The sequence below is a fragment of the Paenibacillus sp. FSL L8-0663 genome, from assembly GCF_038008125.1.
In the GTDB taxonomy this organism is placed as follows: Bacteria; Bacillota; Bacilli; order Paenibacillales; family Paenibacillaceae; genus Paenibacillus; species Paenibacillus polymyxa_D.
Map to the genome: position 1 here is coordinate 1,318,950 of NZ_JBBOYM010000001.1, position 12,327 is coordinate 1,331,276.

At 47.5% G+C, this 12,327-nt stretch carries 10 protein-coding genes and 1 riboswitch; of the genes, 9 read left to right on the forward strand and 1 reads right to left on the reverse strand.

Annotated elements, in window-relative coordinates; genetic code table 11:
- The first annotated feature begins 15 nt into the window (after positions 1–15).
- From MKY75_RS05915 to MKY75_RS05935, 5 genes are read left to right on the forward strand one after another with little or no spacing between them, the layout of a single operon-like run.
- Complete coding sequence (locus tag MKY75_RS05915; protein ID WP_039269533.1) at positions 16–855, forward strand: glycosyltransferase family 2 protein; 840 nt, start codon at positions 16–18, stop codon at positions 853–855.
- Positions 842–2,029, forward strand: a complete 1,188-nt coding sequence (locus MKY75_RS05920) for a glycosyltransferase family 4 protein (protein ID WP_340884644.1) — start codon at positions 842–844, stop codon at positions 2,027–2,029. The genes MKY75_RS05915 and MKY75_RS05920 overlap by 14 nt, the downstream gene beginning before the upstream one ends.
- Positions 2,026–3,174: a glycosyltransferase family 4 protein gene (locus MKY75_RS05925; RefSeq protein WP_340884647.1), complete on the forward strand. Its 1,149-nt coding sequence runs from the start codon at positions 2,026–2,028 to the stop codon at positions 3,172–3,174. The genes MKY75_RS05920 and MKY75_RS05925 overlap by 4 nt, the downstream gene beginning before the upstream one ends.
- Before the next feature lie 28 nt (positions 3,175–3,202).
- Entirely contained in the window at positions 3,203–4,303 is a 1,101-nt protein-coding gene (locus MKY75_RS05930) for a glycosyltransferase (protein WP_029516199.1), read from the forward strand.
- A 5-nt stretch (positions 4,304–4,308) separates the two neighbouring features.
- Complete coding sequence (locus tag MKY75_RS05935; protein WP_340884649.1) at positions 4,309–5,637, forward strand: UDP-glucose dehydrogenase family protein; 1,329 nt, start codon at positions 4,309–4,311, stop codon at positions 5,635–5,637.
- 196 nt (positions 5,638–5,833) lie between these two features.
- On the opposite strand, the gene MKY75_RS05940 is transcribed toward MKY75_RS05935, so the two are convergent.
- Positions 5,834–6,160 (reverse strand): hypothetical protein, encoded by a 327-nt coding sequence (locus tag MKY75_RS05940; protein WP_322251287.1) that lies wholly within the window; start codon positions 6,158–6,160, stop codon positions 5,834–5,836.
- Between the two features lie 49 nt (positions 6,161–6,209).
- Here MKY75_RS05940 and MKY75_RS05945 point away from each other — a divergent pair, with 49 nt between their 5' ends.
- From MKY75_RS05945 to MKY75_RS05960, 4 genes are all read left to right on the forward strand, one after another.
- Entirely contained in the window at positions 6,210–7,586 is a 1,377-nt protein-coding gene (locus tag MKY75_RS05945) for a sugar phosphate nucleotidyltransferase (RefSeq protein WP_029516201.1), read from the forward strand.
- A gap of 155 nt (positions 7,587–7,741) precedes the next feature.
- A riboswitch (cyclic di-GMP riboswitch) is annotated at positions 7,742–7,822 on the forward strand.
- Between the two features lie 13 nt (positions 7,823–7,835).
- Positions 7,836–9,437 carry a glycosyl hydrolase gene (locus MKY75_RS05950; RefSeq protein ID WP_340884651.1) on the forward strand — a complete coding sequence of 534 codons (1,602 nt, stop codon included), beginning with the start codon at positions 7,836–7,838 and terminating at the stop codon, positions 9,435–9,437.
- A 48-nt stretch (positions 9,438–9,485) separates the two neighbouring features.
- Positions 9,486–11,783, forward strand: a complete 2,298-nt coding sequence (locus MKY75_RS05955; protein WP_029516203.1) for a hypothetical protein — start codon at positions 9,486–9,488, stop codon at positions 11,781–11,783.
- Positions 11,784–12,092: 309 nt separating this feature from the next.
- Positions 12,093–12,275, forward strand: a complete 183-nt coding sequence (locus tag MKY75_RS05960; RefSeq protein ID WP_029516204.1) for a hypothetical protein — start codon at positions 12,093–12,095, stop codon at positions 12,273–12,275.
- Positions 12,276–12,327: the final 52 nt, after the last annotated feature.

Genomic DNA, 12,327 nt, shown 5'->3' on the forward strand with positions numbered 1-12,327 from the left:
AGGAGGCACCCGCTAATGAACCACATGTCTAGCGTTCCCGCGGACAACCGGATATCCGTAGTTATTATCGCTCAGGATGATGGCACTCGAATCACAGCCGCCATTAAATCCTGCAAGCCCTTTGCGGACGATATCGTCGTCATTGACGGAGGGAGCAAGGACAATACGATTCAGGTAGCTGAATCCTTGGGCTGTCGGGTGTTTTCTAACCCGTGGCCCGGTTATGCCAAGCAGCGCATGTTTGGTGTTGAAAAAGCGGAATTTGATTGGATATTCCTGATTGATACGGACGAAGTAGTGGATGCAGAGTTGCTTGGAGATTTGTTGAAAGTAAAAGAAACGCTCCACGATCCGGCCAAAGCATATTCCGTATTTCGGATTGGTGATTTTCTCGGCAAATGGATGAATAAAGGCGAATATCTGGTTCGTTTGTACAATCGTCGTATTTATGGCATTACGAATAGTCTTGTTCATGAAATGCCGGATGTAGCCTCTTCCCAGATTGTCAATCTGGAGGGTGTGTTATGGCACTACGGCTTCCGCAGCATCAGTGATCATATGACCCGTTTTAATAAATATACAGATCTGGAAGCAGAGACGGCGTTTAACAAAGGAAGATCCTTTCGGATGACCAGACTGTTGTGGCGGCCTCCTGCCCGCTTTGTGCAGAAGTATTTTGTCCAAGGCTTATACCGCAAGGGATTGGCGGGTTTTGCCGTAGCCGTTTTCTGGGTGATGTATGAGTTTCTCGTCTGCTTCAAGCATTATGAGCTAACCAAGCGGCGAAAAAAGATAGAAATCGTGGATGACGGACATACCGAGCAGAAAGGAGAAACCAGCTATGTCGTACAATAACGGATTTCGTATTGCGGCAACGGGGTTGAGCTGGCCGTCTTTGCAGCCAGGAGGCCTCAACACATATTTCCAATCGATCTGTGAGCAGCTTACGTTAGAGCGCAATACGTTGGATGCTCTAATCTGTAGTGACGAGCAGCCGCAAGCACCCGACCGTATTCGGATTCATACGATTGGCAGCAAGCAGCAATCCATCTGGAAGCGCCGGGAGCTAATGCAAAAATATGCAGCAGAGTTGTTCGACAAGCAACCGATGGATATATTGTATTCCCATTTTGCTCCCTATAGTGTCGGGCCAGCGCTGGAGGCGAAAAAAAGAGGAATCCCGGTAGTTACCACCTTTCACGGACCGTGGACGGAGGAAATGAAGATTGAAGGACAGGGTATCAAGCATTTTCTAAAAACGACGTTGGCTAAATCCATTGAAATGAAGGCCTACGGTCTGTCGGATAAATTTATAGTGCTAAGCGAGACTTTTCGGGATATTTTGCATGAGCACTATAAGGTTCCACTCAGCAAAATTCACATTATTCCCGGAGCGGCGAATGTAGAAAGGTTCCACCCAGCAGAGGATCGGGGAGCAGTACGAGAGCATCTGAATTTGCCGCAAAACGCGACGATTGTGCTAACCGTTCGTCGTCTTGTTAATCGAATGGGACTGCTACAGCTACTCGAAGCATGGCGACGAGTAACCGAGCGTCATCCTGATCATCTGCTGCTGATTGGAGGGAAGGGCCCCTTGATGGAGGAATTGGCTTCCAAGGTAGCGGAATACAATCTTCATAACCATGTAAGGTTGCTCGGTTATGTGTCGGATGAGGAGCTTCCACTGTACCATCAAGCATCGAATTTGTTCGTCGTACCTACACAGGCGCTGGAAGGTTTCGGTCTGATCACGGTGGAGGCAATGGCTTCGGGACTGCCAGTGCTGGCCACTCCTGTGGGCGGTAGCAAGGAAATTTTAAGAGGATTCCGTCCCGAGCTATTGTTCCAGGGAACGGACAGTGAAGCCATTGCTGAAGGATTGCTGCGTGTGCTGGATCATCGTGAACTTCTACCGAATGCAAGGGAATGCCGGGACCATGTCCTGAGCAGATATACATGGGGACATGTAGCGGAGCAGGTGGAAGAGGTGTTCCGACAGGTCCTTGACAGAAAGGCGGCGGCGAAATGATGAGAGTAGCTTATATTGACCATACGGCAAGATGGAGCGGCGGCGAAGTCGCTTTGTATAACATACTGACGAATATCGGGGAACATATCGACCCGCTCGTTATTTTGGCAGAGGATGGTGATTTGGCAGATCGGCTTCGGCAGCGTGATATTGATGTGCGCATCGTTCCATTGGACGATTCGATTCGCAATCGGGGACGGAACGCCGTGAATCTAGGTGCGCCTGCGGCAGCTTTTCGTTTGCTGGCATACGGTAGAAAACTTGCGCCCTTGCTGCGTGAGGAAAAGGTCGTGTGCGTTCACACGAACTCGCTCAAGTCTGCACTGTATGGTACAGTAGCTGCCAAATCGGCGAAGCTGCCCTTGATCTGGCATATCCGTGACCACATCGGTCCGCCGTATCTGAAGCCGATTGTAGCCAAAGGGATTCGGCTGATGTCCCGCTTTTTGCCCAACGGAGTGATTGCCAATTCCAAGTCCACGCTGAGTGCATTGGAGTTACCCCCGGACAAAAAAACGCTCGTCGTTTATTCCGCTTTTGCCAAAGCAATTACAGCACGTGACACGGCTGCGCATTCACGTGGTGATGACTCGTTTAACGTCGTATTGGTCGGCAGATTGGCGGAATGGAAGGGACAGCATATTTTACTGGAGGCGGCACGTTCCTTTTTACCAGATCAGCGCGTGAAATTCTGGCTGGCTGGAGATGCATTGTTCGGAGAAGAGGAATACAAGCAACGATTAGAGTCTACGATGCGCGAATACGGGTTGGCTAATGTCAATCTGCTGGGGCACGTCGATGACATTCAAGGCCTGATGCAGCGTTGTGATTTGCTGATTCATACCTCTATCACACCAGAACCATTCGGCCAGGTCATTATTGAAGGCATGGCTGCTGGTCTCCCAGTGATTGCTTCCAATGAGGGTGGACCCAAGGAAACGGTGGTACCCCATGAAACCGGGCTACTTATTGAACCGGGTGACCCGGCTAAGCTGGAAGAAGCCATCCGCTGGATGTTGGAGCATCCACAGGAACGTCAGCAGATGGGTGAGAGAGGGATGGAACGGGTCAAGAAGCATTTTGTCATCGAGAACACAGTTAAGGATATAGTTCATTACTATAAGGGTTTGTTGGCAGGAGTCTGACCGACATTCGCGTTAAAGGATGATTTAGATGAAAATAGCGATAGCACACGATTACTTAATCCAAATGGGCGGAGCGGAAAGGGTAGTAGAGGTATTCCACGATATGTATCCGGAGGCTCCTATCTTCACAACGGTGTTCAGCGACGACCGCCTGTCGCGTAACTTGAAAGATGCGGATATTAGAGCCACTTGGCTACAAAAAGTCCCAGGAGTGAAGGCCAACTTCAAAGGAGTGCTGCCGCTATATCCCATCGCTATCCGTGATTTTGATTTTAGGGATTTCGATATTGTTTTAAGCTCCAGCAGTGCATTTATGAAAAGCATCCAGGTACCCAAACATACGTTTCACATTTGTTATTGTCACACACCGATGCGGTTTGCCTGGGATTACGATACATATATGGCCCGGCAGTCCAAATCCAACCTGCTCAAAAACATGCTAAAGCTGTACATGAACCGGTTGAAAACATGGGATGCCAAAACTTCGCGCAACGTAGACCAGTTTGTCGCCAACTCTTCGGTTGTTAAAAGAAGAATTTTGCACTATTACCAAAGGGATTCGGATGTCATTTTCCCACCTATTAATACATCCCGTTTTAAACGCGCTACAAACATCGGTGACTATTACCTGATCGTATCCCGATTGGTGTCCTACAAGCGCATCGATCTCGCGATCGAAGCATTCAAACGTAACGGTCTCAAGCTGCGCATTGTGGGTGAAGGACCAGATCGTAAACGACTCGAAGGTATGGCTGCCCCGAACATTGAGTTCCTCGGTAGGCTTGAGGACGAAGAGGTTAACAAGCTGATGGCAGAATGCCGAGCGCTCGTTTTTCCGGGCGAAGAGGACTTCGGTATTACGCCTTTGGAGGCGAATGCGGCCGGACGGCCTGTTATCGCTTTTCAGGGTGGGGGAGCGCTGGATACGATTGTTCCTCATGTGAACGGCGTATTTTTCCGCAAGCATCAAGTAGAGGATGTGCTAGAGGCCGTCGCAAAGGTCGAGCAGCATGCATGGAATGTGGACGATATCATTACCCATGCCCGCAAATTTGATGAAGATAACTTCAAGGATCAACTAAAAAAGTATGTAGAACAAGCCTATGTGAACTTTCTAAAAGGAGGATGAACGGAATGAAGCTGGCTGTAATTGGTACTGGATACGTTGGGCTCGTCTCGGGTGTATGTTTTGCGCAAAAAGGTAATGAGGTGATTTGTGTCGATCTGGAGCAGTACAAAATCGACATGTTGAACCGGGCAGAATCTCCGATTTATGAACCGGGTATTGAGGAATTGATTGCGCTGAATCTGGAAGCAGGTCGATTGGAGTTTACTTCGGATTTGGCTGATGCGGTACGCCGGTCGGATATCGTCATTTTGGCGGTAGGTACGCCTTCTCTGGCTAACGGCGAGGCGAACTTGTCCTACATTGAACAGGCGGCTGCTGATGTTGGGAAAGCCATGAACGGGTATAAGATTATTATGACCAAGAGTACTGTACCTGTCGGAACGAACGAAAAGATTAAGGACGTATTGGCTCGTCACACGAGTTTGTCTTTCGATATCGTATCTGCGCCGGAGTTTCTGAGAGAAGGCTCAGCTATCAATGATACGCTTCATCCGGATCGCATCATTATTGGTTTGGACAATACTGGATTGCGTGAAACAATGGTCACTCTGCATCAGGTGTTCACGGATAAAATCTATGTGACGGATATCCGTAGTGCTGAAATGATCAAATACGCGTCCAATGCGTTCCTGGCAACTAAAATTTCGTTCATTAACGAAATCGCTAATATTTGCGAAAAGGTTGGCGCCGATGTAACCTGTGTGGCTGATGGTATGGGTATGGACAAACGGATCGGCTCCTCTTTCCTACAAGCAGGGATCGGGTATGGTGGCTCTTGCTTTCCAAAAGACACAAATGCGCTTATCCAAATTGCGGGTAATGTAGACTATGAATTTAAGTTGTTGAAATCGGTGGTCGAGGTGAATACCGACCAGCGATTTATGATCGTATCCAAGCTGCGTGAATCGCTGGGTCAACTGAACGGTGTGTCGATTGGCATTTGGGGCCTCGCCTTCAAGCCAAATACAGATGACATCCGCGAAGCTCCAGCACTGGAAATCGTAGAAACGCTCATTCAGGCAGGCGCAATTGTCAAGCTGTATGATCCCATTGCGATGGATAAATTCAAGGAGCACGTGGATCACCCGAATATTGTGTGGTGCTCATCCCCACAGCAAGCCGCCGAAGGTAGCGACGCTGTGTGCCTGTTGACCGATTGGGAAGAGTTCAAAAAGGTCGATCTCGTACAACTGGCCTCCCTTCTGCGCAAACCGGTTCTAATTGACGGTCGTAACGTATTCGCTGAGGAACAGATTCAAGGCTCCGGGCTGGAATACTATTCCGTGGGTCGTCCGCGGATGAGTGGGTGGAACAGAGATAAAGTGGAAGCTTAAAAGTGACTGTGGTGGTGGGGGAGGCGCTGCGCGTGCAGATTGTTCTTCCGATTGCTGTTACCTCCGGATTTTCTTGATTGTGTAAAACATTCAAAGGTTAAAATCCGGGGGTAAAGGCAAACGCTGACGCTTCTTCAGAACAATTCTGCCCGCTCCGTTGCTTTCCGCCGTGGAGTCACAGTTTTAAACTCCCACCTTATGGGATGGGAGTAGGAAGGGCGTATCGGAAGGAGCGGCGCGGTTGATGCCGCTCCTTCCGATCAAAGCGCCTCGCGGCTGGGCCGAGCGCGTGAGCGCTAACAGGCTGACCGGACTTAATAATGTCCGGTCGCGCCTTTTGCAATAAACGGTATGATCGGCATGATGCATTTTTGAGTAGCGCAGGGGTGGATTTGAATCTGGAGAAGCGATAGCGTTCGCCTTTGGACCGGGATTCAAACCTATATACGATTTTATATAATCGAATGAATCCCGGTCCAACAGCGATCGTAAGATCAAATCCAGCCCGTAGCGGACTACTCAACCCTGCCCCATCCGATCACCCATACATTATAGAGAGGAAGTGGAGAGTTATGAAGCTCGTACTTTTGTCTGGTGGTTCCGGTAAAAGATTATGGCCTTTGTCCAACGATTCCCGTTCCAAACAATTTTTGAAGGTACTGGAGAGCCCGGAGGGGACTTCGGAATCCATGGTACAGCGGGTATGGAGACAATTGGGAGACAACGGATTATCAGAATCCTCGTTTATTGCGACAGGGAGAGCACAGGTCGAAATGATCCAGAGTCAGGTTGGGCCGAATACGCGTATCATTGTTGAGCCAGAACGCAGAGACACCTTTCCTGCGATTGCGCTGACAGCGACTTATTTATATTCCATTGCAGGTGTTTCACCTGATGAAATTGTAGCTATATTGCCTGTAGATCCTTATGTTGAGGATGCTTTCTTCGCCTCCGTAGCCCAACTGGAACATACGCTTCAGGAGAGTGAAGGCAAGCTTGCATTAATCGGGGTTGTCCCTTCCTATCCTTCAGAGAAATATGGTTACATTATTCCGAAAAACGATGCCACCCAAGGTAGCACTGGCTACCGCGAAGTGAGCCATTTTCAAGAGAAACCCGACCGGGAGCAGGCGGAGCGTCTGATTGAACGCAATGCTCTATGGAACTGCGGGGTTTTTGCGTTCAAATTAAGTTATTTGCTGGATATCTTGGCATCCAAGGGATTGCCGCTGAATTATGAAGAAATGCAAAAGCAATACGCATCTCTGGAAAAAATCAGTTTTGACTATGAAGTAGTCGAGAAGGAAAAGGACATTGTAGTTCTTCCGTATGATGGTTTTTGGAAGGATTTAGGTACTTGGAATACGCTCACAGAAGAAATGTCTAATCAACAAGTGGGCAGAGGTGTAGTAACGGAGGATTGCGTCAATACGAGTCTTATTAACGAGTTAGACATTCCTGTGGCGATCATTGGAACGAATGATCTGATTGTAGCGGCTAGCCCGGATGGCATTCTTGTGACCAATAAGGCAGAAAGTCCTCGTATTAAAGAAGTGCTCAAGGCTCATGATCAGCGTCCAATGTATGAAGAACGTCGTTGGGGGCAGTATCGGGTTGTGGATTATGTCAAATATGACGAGGGTAACGAGGTATTGACCAAACGAATCCGCGTACGAAAAGGCAAAAATATCAGCTACCAGCTTCATTTCAAACGGAGTGAAATCTGGACCATTATTAGCGGTGAAGCGGAAATTATTTTGAATGAGAAGCTACACAAAGTAAAGGCTGGTGATGTAGTCCGCATTCCTGAAGGGACGAAGCATAGCATTTTGGCTGTGACAGATGTGGATTTTATTGAGGTGCAGACTGGCTCTGAATTGGTTGAAGAGGATATTGTCCGCTTTTGTATGGATTGGAATGAAATTTCCCGTCACCAATTTATCTCATAATTATTTTCGTAAAAACGAAAAAAAGACAAATTCATGAAAATTCATGGCTCAAACTGTCGAATTTGGGCGAAAACCTGTAAATTCATGAACATGACCTATTAAATTTTGGTAAAATAAAGTCGATACTTAGGGTAAGAAGGAATCCAAACTCCTTCCAACGATAAACGCAGCCCTGTCGAAAGGCAGGTACGCAAAGCTAAAGGGCCTTCCACAAGGATGGCAGCCTGGCTACCGAAAGGAAGAGCGAAAGTGAGATTCAATTTTATTCCTCTGTATCGACTGATACGTCATGTACTCCCCGTTGTTATGCTTTTTTCATTGTTGCCCGTCGGTTTTGGTGATTCTCTGTCTGTGGCGAATGCCGCTTCATTACAACCTGTTAATTCGGACGCTTCTACTCAGGCCCGTGAACTATACAATTATTTACTCAACATCTCAGGGAAAAAAATAGTCACCGGTCAGCATGATTATTTGGAAAGTCCGGATGAATTAAGTAACAAGGTCCAAAAAATCAGTCAGGCATATGTAGGTGTACACGGCTATGAGATGGGAGCTATCTCTGGTCAATCTGACGCTACAGAAGCAGCGCAACGTAAAAATGTCGTCGATAGTGCTATCCGTTGGGACAGATCCGGTGGTATTGTGACGATGACTTTTCATGAAGCGCTACCAGGTAGGCCACTGACTTGGGCCAATGTACAGGCGAAAGTAAGTCAGACAGAGTTCAACAAATACGTGACCCCAGGTACTACGCAGTATAACCTCCTCATTGCCGATCTGGATAAGGCCGCTGTATCGTTAAAGCAGCTTCGTGATGCAGGGGTTCCGGTTTTGTGGAGACCTTACCACGAGATGAATGGCGACTGGTTCTGGTGGGGAAACAAAAATAATTTCAATCAGCTATGGAATATCATGTACGACCGTTTTACCAACACACATCAATTGAACAATCTGCTGTGGGTATGGAGTCCGAATGCGCCCAATTCGTATACTGTCCCGTACACCCCGAAATACCCGGGGGATGACAGAGTGGACATCTTGGCAGTAGATATTTACAACAATGATTTTAAGCAAAGTCATTACGAAGGTCTGCTTGGGCTGGCACGGAATAAGCCGATTGCCATTGGGGAGCACGGTGAGATGCCTAGTTCTGAGGTGTTGCAGGCTCAACCTAAATGGGTATATTCCATGACTTGGGGCAAGATGCTGACTGAGAATAACACAACAAATCAAATTCAGGATTATATGAATGATTCGAGGAGTTTGACGCGGGATGATGTGAAGAATGGATTGGAAACGATTCAACCACCTGGGACAGATATACCGACCTTACCGGACGAGGGACAAAGTGAGCCTATCCCGGCTCCGCCAGTAGTGATCGTTCCCCCAGCTCCGACTCCTCCTTCTGTTCCTGATGTGGTATATGTGAACGGGTTGCGTGGCGAATATTTTAACAATATGAATTTGAATGGAAGTCCTGTTTTGATCCGTACAGATAGCAAGCTGGACTACAACTGGCGTGCCAATGCCGCTGACCCTAAGGTGAATGCCGATCAGTTCTCGGTTCGCTGGACGGGTAAAATCAAACCGCAATATAGCGAGACCTATACGTTCACCACGATATCCGATGATGGTATCCGTGTATGGGTAGACGGCAAGTTGGTGATTGACAGCTGGTTCAAACAAAGCTGGACAGAGCGTAAAGGCAGTATGACTTTGGAAGCAGGCAAAATGGTAGATTTAAAAGTAGAATACTATGATGAAAAAGGCGACGCGATGGCACGTCTAATGTGGGAAAGTCAGCATGAAGCGAAAGCGGTGATTCCCGGAAACGCTTTGTTTCTTCCTTGATTAATACTCTTTCCCGGTCCAAAAATTTGAGGAGAGAGGGTCGATCATATGATAAAAAAATGGTTATCCCATAGGTATACAGTAGTTTTATCTGGACTACTAGCGATCGTAGCTATAGCGATGATCGCTTGGTTTATATACACGCCTTCAAGAAGCGCAGAATTGCAGACGGATAAAGTAGCAGCTGCCAGTCCAGTATGGAAGCTGGGGCAGAGGGATGACTCTTCAGCGGAATTCAAAGGTGTGGTCGGCAGGGATAATATCGACATTTCTACAGCAGCTGCCTCTACCGAATCATCTGCTAAAGGAGCAATGTCAGCGTTGTCGGTAGCAGAAGAGAGTACAACAGTTCCGGTATTGCTCAGCAGTGGAGATATTCCTCCCGGTTTGAATGCGTCCACGAACCCTGAACTGACACTCCAGTATAAGCTGAATCAGATTCCTCCCAATGGTATGATATTCCGTGTTCGGATTTTAGATGCGGGCAAAGCAGTCCCACAAATGGCTGTATTTTCAAATCAACAGCTGTCCGGTATTATTCAGATTGCCGGAGTATCCGGTACTGGGAGTGCTTATAATTTCAAAAACAACTACGAGCTGTATATACCCAAAGAGCAATTGCAAAGCGGTGTTAACGTACTCAAGCTAAAGACAGCGCGCTGCCTATACTGCTCCTCTGCAGAAGATAAAAATGTGTGGTGGACTTGGGATGACTTGAGCTTGGAGACGTTAGCTTCACCTGCGACCGAACCGGTACACGGTAAATATATACTGACCGGAACAAATGTGAACAATAAAGAATTTTATTATGATCAGGGTGCAGTTAAGCATTTACCATACGTTCTCAAATGGCTGGGAATTGCTTATAGTGGCAATGTCATGAGGGTCACCTGTGCCAGCAATGTGGGCAAGGCATGTACAGACGTGGATGATTACTATCAAACGTTAAAGCAGTATAATATGCAATCGTCTGCTTTGTATTTATATACAGGTGATATCAAGCTGCAAAAAGATGGTTCTCTGCCAGAAACGGCCAAGCAAAAGTTGCGCGATTATGTAAAAAAATACGGTTCTTATCTTCAATATTATGAAGTAGATAACGAACCTGGATTATTTAATCGCTCCAAGGCGGTAAATCTGGCTGTAGCTAAGTGGTTGAATACGGAAGGGAAGCAATTGGCACCGCATCTCAAAACGGTAGCGCCGGGTTGGGCCTACTGGCCGACGTACTCTACCAAGGCGTGCAAAAATCAAACCGGAGGTACGAAAAAATGCGGTGATCCGGATGGATGGGAGCGAGACCCGGCGCAGCGTAAACAGCTGGAGGAAGTCACTGACCTGACCAACGGACACGCCTACGGTGAATCGTATAATGAAGAGGGCGGGGGCAGCTTCATTCAAAATTTGAAAACCTTCGGCGGTTCGAGCGACGGACTGGCGAAGAAGATGCTGAACACGGAGTTCGGTACCAATGATACGCATCGAGATAATCCAGATTATGGGGCTAGTCAGCCACAAGCAGCCGCATTCGACCGGATTATGCGTTCACAAATTGGGTTTGCCGATATGTTTATCCAGCACGCTGCTTTTTATAAAGATTATACGCTGTTTAAAACAGGCTTCGATCTGCAAAGTCATAACCCGGCCAACACAGAAATTTATCCGTTCGGGCAGGGACAGGACACTCGTGTTAAGATCATGAGACGCTTGAGTCTAGCCTATGCCACCCATGGAAAACCTCTGACTTATACAGTGCTGAATCCAGAGGATACCAAGGATAAAATGGTGTATGTGCGTGCGGTGGATACGTCCAAGCTTAAACCGCTGGCAGGTAGCGGCGCTACTTCAAACAAATTGCTGGTGAATCTAGTGAATTTCGAATCCACCACGCAGACCGTTCGTGTACGGGTGACAATGCCGAATGCCGGTTTGTACACGGGTGAACGTTTTGGAGCGGGTTCCACTTACAGTCAGGCACAGCGTTCCATATCAGGGCTCAAGGCTTCTCCTGCCCTTGATTTTGAAGAAAAGCTGGGTCCTGGCGAAGCGGTACAATATATTTTGGAATTAAAAAGTACAGATCAGACCGCAGCTTCAGCTCCAACAGGGGTGAAGGCTGCCTCTGTTCAGGATGGGGCGGTAGAGATTAATTGGCTTCAGGCAGAAGGCGTATCTTCCTATGATGTGCTGCGTGCTGACGGAACCGACGGGGCCTATCAGGTGATTGCCTCGCAAGTAGCGGGAAGCACGTATACAGACCGCACGGTAAAAGCCGGAGGCCACTATGTCTACAAAGTCCGAGCGACCGGAGGTACTCAGGTTTCCCAGGCAGCCGAGGCCGCTTAATCAGATCGGAATGCATATAGGACCTTAGAGTTCGAATACCTAACATCATTTCGAAATAAAACAAAAAAGAACCTATCAGGAGAAAATAGGACCTGACAGGTTCTTTTTTGTTGGAAAATCGTTCTGATTTGCCAATACTTTACGTATAATGAAGAAAAAAATAAGAAAATCCTTTTTTATTCTCGTCATAAGACGACAACATTGCAGGTGTGTATTCATATATAATAGTTTTGTTCGTGACTATACATACAAGGTTTGTGGGAAATTTCTTTCCGGTGACCAAGAATAATAAAGTGAGGTTAGTGCTGAATGAACAAGGAGACAGAATTAGGGGGGAACAACCCTCTTTTTCAAAACAACGTACAGAAAGCAGACAAAGCTGCCATCCACTTGGACATCCGGGACATTTTGCTCCAATGTGGGTTCACGATGCCAGAATGGCTAGAAAGCGACGCGGATGGAACCACATACCGGAAGGACAAGCGCGTGTAAATTCCAACGGCTGGTCTTACTTGAGCGAGACGTGAAGCAGTCGGCCGCTTTC

What these genes read in the sequence shown, in the direction of transcription:
- MKY75_RS05915 (WP_039269533.1), top strand. Translation starts at nt 16, where the DNA reads ATGAACCACATGTCTAGCGTTCCCGCGGACAACCGGATATCCGTAGTT.
- MKY75_RS05920 (WP_340884644.1), top strand. Translation starts at nt 842, where the DNA reads ATGTCGTACAATAACGGATTTCGTATTGCGGCAACGGGGTTGAGCTGG.
- MKY75_RS05925 (WP_340884647.1), top strand. Translation starts at nt 2,026, where the DNA reads ATGATGAGAGTAGCTTATATTGACCATACGGCAAGATGGAGCGGCGGC.
- MKY75_RS05930 (WP_029516199.1), top strand. Translation starts at nt 3,203, where the DNA reads ATGAAAATAGCGATAGCACACGATTACTTAATCCAAATGGGCGGAGCG.
- MKY75_RS05935 (WP_340884649.1), top strand. Translation starts at nt 4,309, where the DNA reads ATGAAGCTGGCTGTAATTGGTACTGGATACGTTGGGCTCGTCTCGGGT.
- MKY75_RS05945 (WP_029516201.1), top strand. Translation starts at nt 6,210, where the DNA reads ATGAAGCTCGTACTTTTGTCTGGTGGTTCCGGTAAAAGATTATGGCCT.
- MKY75_RS05955 (WP_029516203.1), top strand. Translation starts at nt 9,486, where the DNA reads ATGATAAAAAAATGGTTATCCCATAGGTATACAGTAGTTTTATCTGGA.
- MKY75_RS05960 (WP_029516204.1), top strand. Translation starts at nt 12,093, where the DNA reads ATGAACAAGGAGACAGAATTAGGGGGGAACAACCCTCTTTTTCAAAAC.